The 14,842-nt window shown below is 60.5% G+C and carries 16 protein-coding genes; 11 read left to right on the forward strand and 5 right to left on the reverse strand.

The window, feature by feature from the left end; genetic code table 11:
- Positions 1 to 78: 78 nt before the first annotated feature.
- Positions 79 to 390: a hypothetical protein gene (locus tag K5Y35_RS06950; RefSeq protein WP_261991245.1), complete on the reverse strand. Its 312-nt coding sequence runs from the start codon at positions 388 to 390 to the stop codon at positions 79 to 81.
- 498 nt (positions 391 to 888) lie between these two features.
- Here K5Y35_RS06950 and K5Y35_RS06955 point away from each other — a divergent pair, with 498 nt between their 5' ends.
- Together K5Y35_RS06955 and K5Y35_RS06960 are read left to right on the forward strand one after the other, a co-directional pair.
- Positions 889 to 1,620: a carbonic anhydrase gene (locus tag K5Y35_RS06955; RefSeq protein WP_123470235.1), complete on the forward strand. Its 732-nt coding sequence runs from the start codon at positions 889 to 891 to the stop codon at positions 1,618 to 1,620.
- A gap of 90 nt (positions 1,621 to 1,710) precedes the next feature.
- On the forward strand, positions 1,711 to 3,237 hold the full coding sequence (locus K5Y35_RS06960) for a SulP family inorganic anion transporter (protein WP_222833963.1): 1,527 nt from the start codon (positions 1,711 to 1,713) through the stop codon (positions 3,235 to 3,237).
- Between the two features lie 130 nt (positions 3,238 to 3,367).
- On the opposite strand, the gene K5Y35_RS06965 is transcribed toward K5Y35_RS06960, so the two are convergent.
- A complete protein-coding gene (locus K5Y35_RS06965) occupies positions 3,368 to 4,000 on the reverse strand; it encodes a hypothetical protein (protein ID WP_123470231.1) in 633 nt (210 codons plus the stop codon).
- Positions 4,001 to 4,370: 370 nt separating this feature from the next.
- Here K5Y35_RS06965 and coxB point away from each other — a divergent pair, with 370 nt between their 5' ends.
- The 4 genes from coxB to K5Y35_RS06985 all read left to right on the forward strand — a co-directional run bounded on the left by coxB (position 4,371) and on the right by K5Y35_RS06985 (position 8,746).
- Positions 4,371 to 5,498 carry a cytochrome c oxidase subunit II gene (gene coxB, locus K5Y35_RS06970; RefSeq protein WP_123470229.1) on the forward strand — a complete coding sequence of 376 codons (1,128 nt, stop codon included), beginning with the start codon at positions 4,371 to 4,373 and terminating at the stop codon, positions 5,496 to 5,498.
- An 82-nt stretch (positions 5,499 to 5,580) separates the two neighbouring features.
- Positions 5,581 to 7,167, forward strand: a complete 1,587-nt coding sequence (gene ctaD, locus K5Y35_RS06975; RefSeq protein WP_123470228.1) for a cytochrome c oxidase subunit I — start codon at positions 5,581 to 5,583, stop codon at positions 7,165 to 7,167.
- A 114-nt stretch (positions 7,168 to 7,281) separates the two neighbouring features.
- Entirely contained in the window at positions 7,282 to 7,833 is a 552-nt protein-coding gene (locus tag K5Y35_RS06980) for a cytochrome c oxidase assembly protein (protein ID WP_123470226.1), read from the forward strand.
- Positions 7,834 to 7,858: 25 nt separating this feature from the next.
- On the forward strand, positions 7,859 to 8,746 hold the full coding sequence (locus K5Y35_RS06985; RefSeq protein ID WP_123470225.1) for a cytochrome c oxidase subunit 3: 888 nt from the start codon (positions 7,859 to 7,861) through the stop codon (positions 8,744 to 8,746).
- A gap of 84 nt (positions 8,747 to 8,830) precedes the next feature.
- Here the strand turns inward: K5Y35_RS06985 and K5Y35_RS06990 are convergent, their stop codons facing one another.
- Positions 8,831 to 9,034, reverse strand: coding sequence for a twin transmembrane helix small protein (locus K5Y35_RS06990; protein WP_123470223.1), 204 nt, complete (start codon positions 9,032 to 9,034; stop codon positions 8,831 to 8,833).
- A 70-nt stretch (positions 9,035 to 9,104) separates the two neighbouring features.
- Between K5Y35_RS06990 and K5Y35_RS06995 the strand changes: the two genes are divergently transcribed.
- The 5 genes from K5Y35_RS06995 to K5Y35_RS07015 are packed head-to-tail and all read left to right on the forward strand — an operon-like array spanning position 9,105 to position 13,013.
- The gene (locus K5Y35_RS06995; RefSeq protein WP_222833964.1) at positions 9,105 to 9,845 is read left to right on the forward strand and encodes an SURF1 family protein; all 741 of its coding nucleotides are present in this window, start codon (positions 9,105 to 9,107) and stop codon (positions 9,843 to 9,845) included.
- Entirely contained in the window at positions 9,811 to 10,404 is a 594-nt protein-coding gene (locus K5Y35_RS07000; protein ID WP_222833965.1) for a hypothetical protein, read from the forward strand. Before K5Y35_RS06995 ends, K5Y35_RS07000 begins: the two co-directional genes overlap by 35 nt.
- Before the next feature lie 10 nt (positions 10,405 to 10,414).
- On the forward strand, positions 10,415 to 11,494 hold the full coding sequence (locus K5Y35_RS07005) for a COX15/CtaA family protein (protein ID WP_222833966.1): 1,080 nt from the start codon (positions 10,415 to 10,417) through the stop codon (positions 11,492 to 11,494).
- Positions 11,482 to 12,381, forward strand: a complete 900-nt coding sequence (cyoE, locus tag K5Y35_RS07010; protein WP_123470215.1) for a heme o synthase — start codon at positions 11,482 to 11,484, stop codon at positions 12,379 to 12,381. Before K5Y35_RS07005 ends, cyoE begins: the two co-directional genes overlap by 13 nt.
- Entirely contained in the window at positions 12,378 to 13,013 is a 636-nt protein-coding gene (locus K5Y35_RS07015) for an SCO family protein (RefSeq protein ID WP_102355457.1), read from the forward strand. The genes cyoE and K5Y35_RS07015 overlap by 4 nt, the downstream gene beginning before the upstream one ends.
- A gap of 261 nt (positions 13,014 to 13,274) precedes the next feature.
- On the opposite strand, the gene K5Y35_RS07020 is transcribed toward K5Y35_RS07015, so the two are convergent.
- On the reverse strand, positions 13,275 to 14,048 hold the full coding sequence (locus tag K5Y35_RS07020) for a MetQ/NlpA family ABC transporter substrate-binding protein (protein WP_123470213.1): 774 nt from the start codon (positions 14,046 to 14,048) through the stop codon (positions 13,275 to 13,277).
- A gap of 80 nt (positions 14,049 to 14,128) precedes the next feature.
- Positions 14,129 to 14,839, reverse strand: a complete 711-nt coding sequence (locus K5Y35_RS07025) for a methionine ABC transporter permease (protein ID WP_177490549.1) — start codon at positions 14,837 to 14,839, stop codon at positions 14,129 to 14,131.
- Positions 14,840 to 14,842: the final 3 nt, after the last annotated feature.

Below are 14,842 nucleotides of genomic sequence, written 5' to 3' on the forward strand. Positions count from 1 at the left end.
AGTAAAAAACGGGAACCCTTCGCAGAGCCTTTACGCGGGAACAAAGCCTGTATGAAGTCATACAGGCTTTGTTTTTATTCAAGGATTGATAATGGCGCTATAAGCCTTGGCCAAGGCGATCAACTTTGCCCGATCATGACGGTCGATATCACCATCGCCGTCTACATCTTTAAGCCCGCCAATTTTAAACGTTTTGCCTTTATCGGACGATATTGCAACCACGACCTTTGAATCAACAAGCATCTCGGATACCAGTCCGGTCGCTGGATCAGTCACTGCTTTCTTAGTTGAAAAGCGCATTTCCACTAGAATTTCGCTTCGAGGGACATTTATTTCGACCCTCTCTAAAAAAACCCCTCGAACACTGTCTGGACGTACAATTGATGTCATAAAAAATCCCTTTCAAGTTTGTTTGCCTAATGACTTCCATGGCTCTTCGGATAATACGCACCGCTGTCAAAGTGGCAATCCACTATATGTTGCATCAAGTATCGTAGTTTTAATCGGCAACTGTTCGCGCGCCCCAATCCCTGAGTACCCCTGGCGCAGCAGCCAAGGTGAGGTGCCGGCGGCGAGCTCGCTGGCTCGAGGGCTTCGGGGTAAATCACACCGCCTTCTGTCCGCCGGGTCGCCAGATGTCGTTGATTTAGCGACAATTAGTCGATGGTTGATGGGTTGGAATCCTTCCGCCGGAACAGGCCAGTCACGTTTTTCGTGACCTGGAACACACGTTCTAGAGCGCTTGATTCAGTTTGAGTTAAGTTTCGGCGGCTACCTTGTTCATCGAGTGACTGACGGGTCGGGATGACCCGGATGTTTTAAACAGCCACTGGCTTCATACCGGAATACACGGGAACGACTCCCCGAATCCGCCAAAGAGGATGAATCATGAGTGACAAGGATAAACAGCCTTTGGCTGCGTCGGCGCAAGCCGTCCCTGGGGCGGAATCCGCCGATGCAGCGCTGCGAACGATCGTTGACGGCTTTTTGCATTTTCATCATGAGGTCTTCCCGCAGCAGGAAGAACTCTTCAAGAAACTCGCCACGGCGCAATCGCCCCGGGCAATGTTCATCACCTGCGCCGACTCGCGCATCGTCCCTGAGCTGATCACCCAGAGCTCCCCGGGTGATCTGTTCGTGACCCGTAACGTCGGCAACGTCGTGCCGCCTTACGGCCAGATGAACGGCGGCGTTTCCACCGCAATCGAGTACGCGGTGCTGGCGCTGGGCGTGCAGCACATCATCATCTGCGGCCATTCCGATTGCGGCGCCATGCGTGCGGTGCTCAACCCGGACAGCCTGGAAAAAATGCCGACGGTCAAAGCCTGGCTGCGCCACGCCGAAGTCGCGAAAACCATGGTGCACGACAACTGTCACTGCGCCGACGAAAAAGAAAGCATGCCGATCCTCACCGAGGAAAACGTCATCGCCCAACTGCAGCACTTGCGTACCCATCCTTCGGTAGCCTCGCGCATGGCGAACGGTCATCTGTTCATCCATGGCTGGGTCTACAACATCGAAACCAGCGAAATCAAAGCTTACGACGCGGATCAGGGACGTTTCCTGCCGCTCGATGGCAGCCACCCGATTCCGGTGGCGACGCCCAAAGCGCGCTTCTAAATCTTCCTAAAAATCTGTGTGGTTTGACGCCGGCCGCTGTTTCAGCGGCCTGGCCTCGCCACGCCTGAAGAAAGCTTCGGGAGAATCACCATGCGTGCTGCTCAATTGAAAGCGGTTCTGCCACGGGAGCTGTTGGCTTCGGTGGTTGTGTTCCTGGTCGCCCTGCCGTTGTGCATGGGTATCGCAATTGCTTCCGGGTTGCCGCCGGCCAAAGGTCTGATCACCGGGATCATCGGCGGTCTGGTGGTGGGTTGGCTGGCGGGTTCGCCGTTGCAGGTCAGCGGGCCGGCGGCGGGTCTGGCGGTGCTGGTGTTCGAACTGGTGCGTCAGCACGGTATCGAGATGCTCGGGCCGATTCTGCTGCTCGCAGGTTTCCTGCAACTGGTGGCCGGTCGCCTGAAGCTCGGTTGCTGGTTCCGGGTCACGGCGCCAGCGGTGGTGTACGGCATGCTCGCCGGGATCGGGGTGCTGATTGTGCTCTCACAGGTGCATGTGATGCTCGACGCCAAGCCGCAACCTTCCGGTCTGGATAACCTGACGGCCTTCCCCGGCGCGGTGGCGCAAGCCTTGCCGTCGTTTGGCTGGCAGGCCGGGTTACTCGGGCTGGCGACCATTGCGGTGATGTGGCTGTGGGAGAAATTCCGTCCGCACTCGCTGCGGTTTATTCCCGGCGCGTTGCTCGGCGTAGGTCTGGCCACGGGCGCCAGCCTGCTGCTGGCGTTGCCGGTGAAACGGGTCGAGGTGCCAGAGAATCTGGCCGAAGCCATCGACTGGCTGAAACCGGCGGACCTGCTCAGCCTGGCCGACCCGACGCTACTGATCGCGGCATTTGCCGTGGCATTTATCGCCAGTGCCGAAACCCTGCTGTCTGCGGCGGCAGTAGACCGCATGCACAGTGGCGTACGCTCTGACTTTGACCGTGAGCTGTCAGCGCAAGGTGTCGGCAACATGCTCTGCGGGCTGGTCGGTGCGCTGCCGATGACCGGGGTGATTGTGCGCAGTTCGGCCAACGTCCAGGCCGGCGCGACCACCCGTTATTCGACGATCTTTCATGGTCTGTGGCTGCTGGGGTTCGTGTTGTTGCTGTCGAGCGTGCTGCAAAGCATTCCGGTGGCGAGTCTGGCCGGGGTGCTGGTCTACACCGGTTTCAAACTGGTCGACCTCAAGGCCTTTCGCGGTCTGGGCCGTTACGGGCGGATGCCGATGTTGACCTACGCCGCCACGGCGCTGGCGATCATCTTCACCGACCTGTTGACCGGGGTACTGATCGGTTTCGGTCTGACCCTGCTGAAACTGGCGTTCAAGGCTTCGCGCCTGAAGATCAGCCTGATCGACCTGCCGCAGGATGGCGAGATGGAGTTGCGCCTGGTGGGCGCGGCGACCTTCCTCAAGGTGCCAGCCTTGACCCAGGTGCTGGGCAGCATTCCCGAAGGTACGACGGTGCATGTACCGCTCAATAACCTGAGCTACATCGACCATTCGTGTCTGGAGTTGCTGGAAGAGTGGGGCCGGGCGAATGCGGCTAAGGGATCGAAGCTGTTGATCGAGTCGCGCGGGTTGAAGCGACGGCTTGAGGGGCGGGTTCGGACCAATACGGGTGTCGGCGCGACCGGCTGAATCTCCAGGTTGAACTCAAACCCTGCAGGAGTGAGCCTGCTCGCGATGGCGATCGTTTCAATCAACATCTCTGTTGACTGACCCATCGCCATCGCGAGCAGGCTCACTCCGACATTGGATTGTGCGTGGCTTACGCGGCCGGCTGATCCAGTTCCAGGCCCACGCCCAGGCGGCGGCCCATGCATGGCCAGCGCTTCCACGCAGCACCGGTATCCGGGCTGCTCAGCTTGTCGCGGTAAGCTTCGACCGATTCCAGCGCAAAGCTCTCGTCGTCGAGCATTTCGTCGATGGTGTGATGCACCACTTCGTCCAGTTGATTGGCAAATTCCTCACCGAGCAATTGGTGAGCAATCAGATTGGCGACCGTCATGTCCAGGGGGATCAGTGGCTGGCCGAGGTGCTTGATGTACAGGTCGTTGACCTCTTCGACAAAGCGGTGTGCCAGATAGGCTTCGCCCAGCAGGCTGTCCAGCCCCCCCGGCGGCTGGATAAAGTACTGCTCGGCGATTCTCAGCACCGGTTTGATCTGTGACTCGATTCCCGCTTCCCTGGCGACTTCATTGGCTGCATCCAGCATGTCTGGTACTTCGTCGATATAGGCGGTGACGAAGCTCGTCAACGCTTCTTCACGGTTAGCGTCCGGCAACTGGATGGCCGAATGCAGATGAGGCAACTTGGCTTCCAGCTGACGCTTGAGCCGTCCAGTTTGGTTTTCGGTTTGTCGGGCTTTTTGGATCTGCTCGCGCAATGCGGCGGTGTTCATGAAAACTCCAGGGTACAAGGCAATGAAATAGGGAAGACATAAGTTAGCTGGCTTACGAAAAATGCTAAGACGCATTTGTCATAATTATTTCATCCTTGATGCACCGGCGTTATATCGGTTCGCCACCACTCGTCTGCATCCTTCTCCATTCGTGCCCTCGAACGCAAGTACCCGCTGTTTCAGTTCATTTACGTCGGCACATTGCAAATTCCGCTCGCTGTCTATACTCGCCAGTGAATGGAGTTAGCTGATGACGCCCGACTGCACCCGCAGCAAGGCCCGGCGATTCAAGTTCGTAGTCTGATGCAGCCGCTCCCTTGCCGCAGGCGTTACGCCTCCGGGATAACAAGAACGATAAGGGGAACCCGCAATGATGCGACATCCACACGTCTGGATGGGCCTCCTGTTGTGGTCGATTTTCAGCCCGGCCAACGCGGCCTGGACTGTGAATATGGCGCCTGGAGCGACTGAGATCAGTCACGCAGTATTCGACCTGCACATGACCATTTTCTGGATCTGTGTGGTGATCGGAGTCATCGTCTTCGGCGCCATGTTCTGGTCGATGATGGTGCACCGCCGTTCAACCGGGCAGGTCGCCGCAAAATTCCACGAAAGTACCACCGTCGAAATTCTCTGGACCGTCGTGCCGCTGCTGATCCTGGTGGCGATGGCCGTTCCGGCAACCGCCACCCTGATCAAGATGTACGACACCAGTGAGCCGGACATTGATATCCAGATCACCGGTTATCAGTGGAAGTGGCACTACAAATACCTGGGCCAGGACGTCGAGTTCTTCAGCAACCTGGCCACGCCCGCCGAGCAGATCCACAACAAGGAAGCCAAGGGCGAGCACTACTTGCTTGAGGTCGACAAGCCATTGGTGCTGCCGACCGGGGCCAAGGTGCGCTTCCTCGTGACCTCCGCCGACGTGATCCACTCATGGTGGGTGCCGGCGTTCGCGGTCAAGCGCGATGCGATCCCGGGGTTTGTCAACGAAGCCTGGACCCGGATCGACAAGCCCGGCCTCTACCGTGGCCAGTGCGCCGAACTGTGCGGCAAGGATCACGGCTTCATGCCGATCGTGGTCGAGGTCAAAGAGAAGGCCGACTACGAGAAGTGGCTCGCCGAGCGCAAAGCCGAGGCCGCGCAGCTCAAGGAGCTGACCAGCAAGGAATGGACCCTCGACGAGCTTAAAGAGCGCGGCGACAAGGTCTATCACACCACCTGCGTGGCCTGTCACCAGGCCGAGGGCCAGGGCCTGCCGCCGATGTTCCCGGCGCTCAAGGGCTCGAAAATCGCCACCGGCCCGATCAAGGATCACCTGAGCATTGTCTTCCACGGCAAGCCCGGCACCGCAATGGCGGCGTTCGGCAAGCAGCTGTCGGAAGTCGATATCGCAGCGGTCGTGACCTACGAACGTAACGCCTGGGGCAACAACAAGGGCGACATGGTCACGCCAAAAGAAGTGCTGGAGCTGAAACAGGCGGAAAGCAAATGAACCGGTCTATCGCGTACGTCGTGAACCGGCCGGGGCAGCGCGCCCCGGCCCGCCCCACCCACTCACGTAAAGGAGACCGGCCATGAGCGCTGTCATTGATGACCACGGTCATGCCGACCACGCCCACGGCCCCGCCAAAGGCCTGATGCGCTGGGTGCTGACCACCAACCACAAGGACATTGGCACGCTGTACCTGTGGTTTGCGTTCCTGATGTTCCTGCTTGGCGGCTCGTTCGCCATGGTGATCCGCGCCGAGCTGTTCCAGCCCGGTTTGCAGATCGTCGAACCGGCATTCTTCAACCAGATGACCACCATGCACGGCCTGGTGATGGTCTTCGGTGCGGTGATGCCGGCGTTCGTCGGCCTCGCCAACTGGATGATCCCGCTGATGGTCGGCGCGCCGGACATGGCCCTGCCACGGATGAACAACTTCAGCTTCTGGTTGTTGCCGGCGGCGTTTCTGCTGCTGGTCTCGACCCTGTTCAGCCCCGGTGGCGGGCCGAACTTCGGCTGGACGTTCTACGCGCCACTGTCCACCACCTACGCGCCGGAAAGCGTGACGTTCTTCATCTTTGCCATCCACCTGATGGGGATCAGTTCGATCATGGGCGCGATCAACGTGATCGCCACCATCCTCAACCTGCGTGCCCCCGGCATGACCCTGATGAAAATGCCGCTGTTCGTCTGGACCTGGCTGATCACCGCGTTCCTGCTGATCGCGGTGATGCCGGTGCTGGCCGGGTGCGTGACGATGATGCTGATGGACATCCACTTCGGCACCAGTTTCTTCAGTGCCGCCGGTGGCGGTGACCCGGTGCTGTTCCAGCATGTGTTCTGGTTCTTCGGCCACCCCGAGGTGTACATCATGATCCTGCCGGCCTTCGGCGCCGTCAGCCAGATCATCCCGACCTTCTCGCGCAAGCCGCTGTTCGGCTACACCTCAATGGTCTATGCGACGGCGAGCATCGCGTTCCTGTCGTTCATCGTCTGGGCGCACCACATGTTCGTGGTCGGCATCCCGCTGGTGGGCGAGCTGTTCTTCATGTACGCAACCATGCTCATCGCCGTGCCGACCGGGGTGAAGGTGTTCAACTGGGCCAGCACCATGTGGCAGGGCTCGCTGACTTTCGAGACACCGATGCTGTTTGCCGTGGCGTTCGTGATCCTGTTCTCGATCGGCGGTTTTTCCGGGTTGATGCTGGCCATCGCCCCGGCGGACTTCCAGTACCAGGACACCTACTTCGTGGTCGCGCACTTCCACTACGTGCTGGTGCCCGGGGCGATCTTCGGGATCTTCGCCTCGGCCTACTACTGGCTGCCAAAGTGGACCGGGCACATGTACGACGAAACCCTCGGCAAGCTGCACTTCTGGCTGTCGTTCGTCGGCATGAACCTGACCTTCTTCCCGATGCACTTTGTGGGTCTGGCGGGGATGCCCCGGCGGATCCCGGACTACAACCTGCAGTTCGCCGACTTCAACATGGTCTCGTCGATCGGCGCGTTCATGTTCGGCGCCACGCAGATCTTCTTCCTGTTCATCGTGATCAAGACCATTCGCGGTGGCGTGCCAGCCCCGGCCAAACCGTGGGATGGTGCCGAAGGGCTGGAGTGGAGCGTGCCGTCGCCGGCGCCGTATCACACCTTTACTACGCCGCCGGAAGTGAAATGACTGTGGGAGCGAGCTTGCTCGCGAAGAACGATAACTCGGTTTCACTGAGAAACCGCAGCGCCTGCTTCGCGAGCAAGCTCGCTCCCACAGAGATTCAGGTGGAGGCTGAAAATCATGGCTGACTCGATCTCGCTGAAAAAACTCGTCACCCGCCTGCTCGGGGTCGTGGTGGCAATGTTTGTCTTCGGCTTTGCCCTGGTGCCGATCTACGACGTGATGTGCAAAGCCTTCGGCATCAATGGCAAGACCGCCGGGCAGTACGAGGGCGAGCAGGTGGTGGATAAGTCGCGCCAGGTGCGCGTGCAGTTTCTCTCGACCAACACCGCCGATATGCCATGGGACTTCTACCCGAAGCATGACGAACTCACCGCCAACCCCGGCGCGGTCAACGAGATGATTTTCATCGCGCGCAATCCCACCGACAAACCGATGAGTGCGCAAGCCGTGCCGAGCATCGCGCCGAGCAACGCCGCGGCGTATTTCCACAAGACCGAATGCTTTTGCTTTACCCAGCAGGTGCTGCAGCCCGGTCAGCAGATCGAGATGCCGGTGCGCTTCATTGTTGACCGCGACATGCCCAAGGATGTGAAGCACCTGACGCTGTCCTACACGCTGTTCGATATCACCGCCCGACATCCACCGGTGGCTGTAAACACTGGCGGTTGAGCGTGCCCGATAAGGAGAACAATAAATGGCAACTCATGAGCACTATTTCGTTCCGGCCCAAAGCAAATGGCCGATCATTGCCACGATCGGGATGTTGGTCACCGTGTACGGTCTGGCCGTCTGGTTCAACGATCTGAAGGCCGCGCGCCCCGAATCCCATGGCCCGCTGATCTTTTTTGTCGGTGGCCTGCTGGTCGCGTACATGCTGTTCGGCTGGTTCGGCACGGTGATCAAGGAAAGCCGCGCGGGACTTTACAGCGCCCAGCTGGATCGCTCGTTCCGCTGGGGCATGAGCTGGTTCATCTTCTCCGAGGTGATGTTCTTCATCGCCTTCTTCGGTGCGCTGTTTTACGTGCGACACATCTCCGGGCCAGCGCTCGGCGGTGAAGGCACCAAAGGCATCGCGCACATGCTGTGGCCGAACTTCCAGTTCACCTGGCCGCTGCTGCACACACCGGATCCGAAACTGTTCCCGCCACCGAAAGACATCATCAGCCCGTGGGGCCTGCCGCTGATCAACACAATTCTGCTGGTCAGCTCCAGCGTCACCATCACCATCGCCCACCATGCCTTGAAAAAGGGCCATCGCGGCGCGCTGAAAATCTGGCTGGCGATCACGGTATTGCTGGGCTGCGCGTTTCTCGGTTTCCAGGCTGAAGAATACATCCACGCCTATCACGAACTGGGCCTGACCCTCGGCTCGGGCATTTATGGCGCAACGTTCTTCATGCTCACCGGGTTCCACGGTGCGCACGTGACCATCGGCACGATCATTCTGTTCGTGATGCTGATGCGCATCATGAAGGGCCATTTCGACAACGAGCACCAGTTCGGTTTCGAAGCGGCGAGCTGGTACTGGCACTTCGTCGACGTGGTGTGGATCGGCTTGTTCATCTTCGTTTATGTGCTTTGACAACAGCCGCAAGCGGCAAGCGGCAAGCCTCAAGCTCAAAGCGGTAGAGCTTCTAACTTGTAGCTTGTAGCTGACCGCTTGCAGCTACCACGTAACGTGGGACACCAGTTGGCCGCTGTAAAAGCCCCAGGCGATCAAGCCGACGGTGATGGCGGCCAATGCCACCCGAACACTCAAGGCGATGACCAGGCGATTCGAGCTGCTGTCGTCCTTGACCAGGAAAAACAGGCCGCTGAACAGGCTGATCACCGTGGCAATCAGCAGCACGACAATGGCTGCTTTGAGCATGGGAAGACTCCGGGGGACAGGCGATGCAGTTGAGTATAGCGATCGCGACGACTGACTTTGTGGCGCGGCCATGAAGCGCTTTCACCCGGGCGTGATACCGACCGTGGTGGTGGCGCTGTTGCTGCCGCTGCTGGTGTCGCTGGGCTTCTGGCAACTGGGCCGGGGTGCGGAGAAAACCGCCCTGCTCGCCAGTTACGCCGAACGCCGCGCCGCCGCGCCGATGGCCAGCAGCGAATTGCTGCACAGCACCGACCCGGCCTATCGCCGGGTGCATCTTTACGGCCAGTTCGATGGTGGCCACAGCCTGCTACTCGACAACCGTCAGCGCAACGGCAAGGTCGGCATCGAGCTGCTGCAACCGTTTCAGGACCGCGCCACGGGTCTTTGGCTACTGGTCAATCGTGGCTGGCTGCCGTGGCCCGATCGCCGCGTCCCTCCGCAATTCACCACCCCGGCCGACGCACTGAGTCTCGATGCCTGGGTCTACGTCGCCCCCGGCGCGGCCTTCCAGTTGCACGCCGACCCGGCCAGCAGCACCTGGCCGCAAACCATCACCGCCGTCGAGCCGGCCAGGCTGTGGAAAACCCTCGACCGCGACGGTTTCGGCTACGAACTGCGCGCCGAACCCGGCCCTGCCAGCTATGAGGCCGACTGGCCGGTGGTCGCCATGGGCCCGGAAAAACACCTCGGTTACGCCGTGCAATGGTTTGCCATGGCCACCGCCCTGCTCGGTCTCTACATCTACCTTGGATTGCACAACGCAAAGGAGAAACACCATGGGAACGGCCATGAATCCACCCAGCATGTCTGAGGCAAAAACCCCGGCCAGCCGTCGTCGTGGACGGGTCCAGCTGCTGCTGATTCTGCTCGGCGTGATCGGCCCGATGATCCTCGCCACCGGCATGTACAAATTGCAATTCTGGGTGCCGGACGGGCGCAGCTACCACGGCGAACTGATCGGCAACGGCCAGTCCCGCGCCGACCTCGGTGTGCAGGCCGATGAACAGCGCTGGCAGATGCTGGTGACCGCACCCAGGGACTGCGCGGTCGATTGCCAGCAACTGGTGTACCTCGCCCGGCAGATCCAGATCGGCCTCGGCCGCGATGCCGGACGCGCCAGCCACGCCCTCGCCGCCGCGCAACCACTGGGCGCCGAGTACGAAGCCAAGCTGAACCGCGAATACCCACAGCTGCAACGCTACCCGCTGGACGCCGCCACCTTCAGCAAGACCACCGGCGACAAGGCCACGTCGCAGCTGTGGATCATCGACCCGCACGGCAACCTCGTGCTGCGCTACGACCCGAGCGTGAAGGGCAAGGACTTGCTCAACGACCTGCGCCACCTGCTGAAACTGTCGAACATCGGATAAGGGCATCGTCATGGCCAAACCTGGATTTCGCCTCGCGCTGTTTGCCACCCTGCTGGCACTGATCGTCGTGCTGCTCGGCGCCTACACCCGCCTGACCCACGCCGGCCTCGGCTGTCCGGACTGGCCGGGCTGTTACGGTTTTATCAGCGTGCCGAAAAGCGAAGCCCAACTGGCCCATGCCGAACTGCATTACCCCGACTCGCCGGTGGTGGCGCACAAGGGCTGGAACGAGATGATCCACCGCTACTTCGCCGGAACCCTCGGCCTGCTGATTTCGATTCTGGCCGGACGCGCCTGGGTCAATCGCCGGCATCCGGGGCAGCCGCTGAAGCTGCCGCTGTTTCTGCTGGCGGTGGTGTTCGCCCAGGCAGCGTTCGGCATGTGGACGGTGACGCTCAAACTCTGGCCGCAAGTGGTCACCGGGCATTTGCTCGGCGGTTTTGCGACATTGAGCCTGCTGTTCCTGCTGACCTTGAGACTCTCCGGCGTGCTGCCGGCGCTGACCGTGCCCAGGCGTTTGCAGTATTGGGCGACGGCGGGACTGTTGCTGGTGATCGGCCAGATCGCGCTGGGCGGCTGGGTCAGTTCCAACTACGCGGCGGTGGCCTGCATCGACTTTCCGACCTGCCACGGTCAATGGCTGCCGCCCGCTGATTTTGCCAACGGCTTTCACCTGACCCAGCACATCGGCCCGAATTACCTCGGCGGCCAGCTCGACAGCGATGCGCGCACGGCAATCCACCTGACCCACCGCATCGGCGCGTTGCTGGTGACGCTGGTGCTGCTCGGGCTGGCCTGGCAACTCAGAGCCGTCGGCATGACCCGGCTCGCCGGGCTGGTGCTGGTCGCCCTCGGCGCACAAATCACCCTCGGCATCAGCAATGTGCTGTTCCATCTGCCGCTGCCGGTGGCGGTGGCGCACAACGCCGGCGGTGCGGCGCTGCTGCTGACGATGGTGCTGGTCAATTACCACGCACGGACCAGTCTGGTTCGGGTCAAACAGCCGGTGCTCGCACGCTGGCGCCTCAGCCCGCGTAAACACGTGGCGGCGCCCATCACGATAAAAGGAGAAACGCCATGGCGCTTCTGATCGGCGAACGTCCCGCGCAAGCGCTGTGGCGTGACTATCTGGAGCTGACCAAACCGAAAGTGGTGGTGCTGATGCTCATCACCTCTCTGGTCGGCATGTTCCTCGCGACCCGTGCCGGGGTGCCGTGGACCGTGCTGGTGTTCGGTAACCTCGGGATCGCCCTGTGTGCCGGCGGTGCGGCGGCGGTCAACCATGTGGTGGACCGGCGCATCGACGCGGTGATGGCGCGCACCCACAAGCGGCCATTGGCTGAAGGCCGGGTGTCGCCGGCTGCGGCACTGACCTTTGCCTTGGTCCTGGCGCTGCTCGGCCAGGCCTTGTTGCTGACCTTCACCAACCCGCTGACTGCCTGGCTGACCCTCGCCTCCCTGCTCGGCTACGCGGTGATCTACACCGGTTTCCTCAAGCGCGCGACGCCGCAGAACATCGTCATCGGCGGCCTCGCCGGCGCCGCCCCGCCACTGCTTGGCTGGACCGCCGCCACCGGTCATGTCAGCGCCGAACCGTTGCTGCTGGTGCTGATCATCTTCGCCTGGACCCCGCCGCACTTCTGGGCGCTGGCGATCCATCGTAAAGAGGAATACGCCAAGGCCGACATCCCGATGCTGCCGGTGACCCACGGCGAGCATTACACCAAAGTGCACATTCTGCTCTACACCTTTGCGCTGCTGGCGGTGAGTCTGCTGCCGTACGTGATCCACATGAGCGGCGTGCTGTATCTGCTGTGCGCCCTCGCGCTGGGCGCAAGGTTTCTGCAATGGGCCGTGGTGCTGTACCGTGGCACTCGGCCGCACGCGGCGATCAACACCTTCAAGTACTCTATTTATTACTTGTTCCTGTTGTTCATCGCCCTGCTCGTAGACCACTACTTACTGTTGAACTTATGACTCGAACCCAGAAAACCGTCTTCATCCTCGTCGCCGTGATCGCGCTGATCCTGGGACTTACCGTCAACAAAGTGCTGAGTGGCAAGGGCCAGGGCGACCCCACTGCGCTGATCGACGCCGGCATCATCCTGCTGCCGCAGAGCCGCACCCTGCCGGGCGTGACCATGACCAATCAGGATGGCCAACCGGTCGCCATCGACGAATTGAAAGGCAAGTGGAGCCTGCTGTTCTTCGGCTACACCTTCTGCCCGGACATCTGCCCGACCACCCTCGCCCAACTGCGCCAGATCAAGAGCGAGTTGCCCAAAGACGCTGTGGACAAGTTGCAGATCGTACTGGTCAGCGTTGACCCGAACCGCGATAACCCGCAGCAGTTGAAGCAGTACCTGGGCTACTTCGATCCGCAGTTCATCGGCCTGACGCCGAAGTCGATCGAAGAGCTGCAGAAGGTCGCCAATGCGGTGAGCATTCCGTTTATTCCGGCCGATACCAGCAAGCCGAACTACACCGTGGATCACAGCGGCAACCTGGCGGTGATCGGGCCGGACGGGACGCAGCGCGGGTTTATTCGGGCGCCGTTGAACAACGCCAAACTGGTCGCGCAGTTGCCGGTGATGCTCAACCGCAAATAAACGCCGAAGAGCGAAAAGCCCCTCACCCTAACCCTCTCCCGGAGGGAGAGGGAACTGACCGAGGTGTTTGTTCGAGTTGCGCCGGCCTGCAATTGTGAGTCGAACTCAGGCTCGAAGAGCTTGAAGATCGGCCCCCTCTCCCTCTGGGCGGTCCGACGTTTCGGGAGGGCTGGGGTGAGGGGAAGCTTCACAGCAGGTCCAAAGCCAGACACAAAAAAGGGGACGCTCATGGCGTCCCCTTTTTCGTTGCAGCAATCTAAATCAGAACGCCGGCAATACCGCGCCTTTGTACTTCTCGGTAATGAACTTCTTCACTTCCGGGCTATGCAGGGCAGCCGCCAGTTTCTGCATCGCGTCGCTGTCCTTGTTGTCCGCACGGGACACCAGGATGTTCACGTAAGGCGAGTCGTTGCCTTCGATCACCAGCGCATCCTTGGATGGATCGAGCTTGGCTTCCAGCGCGTAGTTGGTGTTGATCAGCGCCAGATCGACCTGGGTCAGCACGCGCGGGATGGTCGCGGCTTCCAGTTCACGGATCTTCAGGTCTTTCGGGTTCTCGGCGATGTCTTTGACAGTCGACAGAATGTTCTTCGAATCCTTCAGCTTGATCACGCCCGCCTTGTCCAGCAGCAACAGCGCACGGCCGCCGTTGGTGGCGTCGTTCGGGATTACCACGTTGGCGCCGCTTGGCAGTTCATCAAGCTTCTTGTACTTGTTCGAGTACGCACCCAATGGCTCCAGGTGCACGCCGGTCACAGCAACCAGGCTGGTGCCCTTGGCCTTGTTGAACTCGTCGAGGTACGGCTGGTGCTGGAAGAAGTTAGCGTCCAGACGCTTTTCGGCGACCTGTACGTTGGGCTGAATGTAGTCGGTGAACACCTTGACCTTCAGATCCACGCCTTCTTTGGCCAGCGCCGGTTTCACGAACTCGAGGATTTCCGCGTGCGGCACCGGGGTGGCGGCAACGGTCAGGGTTTCTGCAGCGTGGGCCGAAAAAGCGGCTACGGCAGCGAAAGCAGCGATCAGTTTTTTCATTCAGCTAACTCCTTTTCAAAGCGCCCGTGTGGCGCCTGCCAGCGAATGGCCGGCTCATCTCTTGATTTACAAAAAACCGGTTATTTGCGCGAAAAATGCACGACCAGTCGATCACCGACCATTTGCAGCACTTGCACCAGAATCAGCAGCAACACCACGGTGACGATCATCACGTCAGTCTGGAAACGCTGGTAGCCGAAACGGATCGCCAGGTCACCCAGACCCCCGGCGCCGACCACACCGGCCATCGCCGTGTAGGACACCAGTGTAATCGCCGTCACCGTAATCGCCGCGAAAATGCCCGGACGGGCCTCTGGCAGCAAGGCGTTCATGATGATCTGCCGGGTGGTCGCGCCCATCGACTGAGTGGCTTCGATGATGCCGCGATCGACTTCACGCAGTGCGGTTTCCACCAGACGCGCGAAGAACGGGGTCGCCCCCACTACCAACGGCGGAATCGCCCCGGCCACGCCCAGCGAGGTGCCGGTGATCATCACGGTGAACGGGATCATCACGATCAACAGAATGATGAACGGCAGCGAGCGCAGGATGTTCACCGCCAGCGACATGATCGCGTAGACCACCCGGTTTTCCAGCAACTGGCGCGGGCTGCAGAGAAACAGCAGCACACCCAGCGGCAGGCCGAGCAGAACGGTGAACAACAGCGAACCACCGAGCATCATCATGGTGTCGTTGGTGGCCAGGCCGATTTCCAGCCAGTCGATGTTCTGGAAGAACAGCTTGATGGCTTCTACTGCGGCGTCGTAGTTCTTGATTGCAGCGTCGTACATTTC

Source organism: Pseudomonas sp. SC3(2021), assembly GCF_019856535.1.
Classification (GTDB): domain Bacteria; phylum Pseudomonadota; class Gammaproteobacteria; order Pseudomonadales; family Pseudomonadaceae; genus Aquipseudomonas; species Aquipseudomonas monsensis.

Coding starts and splice junctions, on each gene's coding strand:
- coxB (WP_123470229.1), top strand. CDS start 4,371: ATGATGCGACATCCACACGTCTGGATGGGCCTCCTGTTGTGGTCGATT.
- K5Y35_RS07025 (WP_177490549.1), bottom strand. CDS start 14,839: ATGTACGACGCTGCAATCAAGAACTACGACGCCGCAGTAGAAGCCATC.
- K5Y35_RS07005 (WP_222833966.1), top strand. CDS start 10,415: ATGGCCAAACCTGGATTTCGCCTCGCGCTGTTTGCCACCCTGCTGGCA.
- K5Y35_RS06980 (WP_123470226.1), top strand. CDS start 7,282: ATGGCTGACTCGATCTCGCTGAAAAAACTCGTCACCCGCCTGCTCGGG.
- K5Y35_RS06995 (WP_222833964.1), top strand. CDS start 9,105: ATGAAGCGCTTTCACCCGGGCGTGATACCGACCGTGGTGGTGGCGCTG.
- K5Y35_RS06960 (WP_222833963.1), top strand. CDS start 1,711: ATGCGTGCTGCTCAATTGAAAGCGGTTCTGCCACGGGAGCTGTTGGCT.
- cyoE (WP_123470215.1), top strand. CDS start 11,482: ATGGCGCTTCTGATCGGCGAACGTCCCGCGCAAGCGCTGTGGCGTGAC.
- K5Y35_RS06985 (WP_123470225.1), top strand. CDS start 7,859: ATGGCAACTCATGAGCACTATTTCGTTCCGGCCCAAAGCAAATGGCCG.
- K5Y35_RS06955 (WP_123470235.1), top strand. CDS start 889: ATGAGTGACAAGGATAAACAGCCTTTGGCTGCGTCGGCGCAAGCCGTC.
- K5Y35_RS07020 (WP_123470213.1), bottom strand. CDS start 14,048: ATGAAAAAACTGATCGCTGCTTTCGCTGCCGTAGCCGCTTTTTCGGCC.
- K5Y35_RS06950 (WP_261991245.1), bottom strand. CDS start 390: ATGACATCAATTGTACGTCCAGACAGTGTTCGAGGGGTTTTTTTAGAG.
- K5Y35_RS06965 (WP_123470231.1), bottom strand. CDS start 4,000: ATGAACACCGCCGCATTGCGCGAGCAGATCCAAAAAGCCCGACAAACC.
- K5Y35_RS06990 (WP_123470223.1), bottom strand. CDS start 9,034: ATGCTCAAAGCAGCCATTGTCGTGCTGCTGATTGCCACGGTGATCAGC.
- ctaD (WP_123470228.1), top strand. CDS start 5,581: ATGAGCGCTGTCATTGATGACCACGGTCATGCCGACCACGCCCACGGC.
- K5Y35_RS07000 (WP_222833965.1), top strand. CDS start 9,811: ATGGGAACGGCCATGAATCCACCCAGCATGTCTGAGGCAAAAACCCCG.
- K5Y35_RS07015 (WP_102355457.1), top strand. CDS start 12,378: ATGACTCGAACCCAGAAAACCGTCTTCATCCTCGTCGCCGTGATCGCG.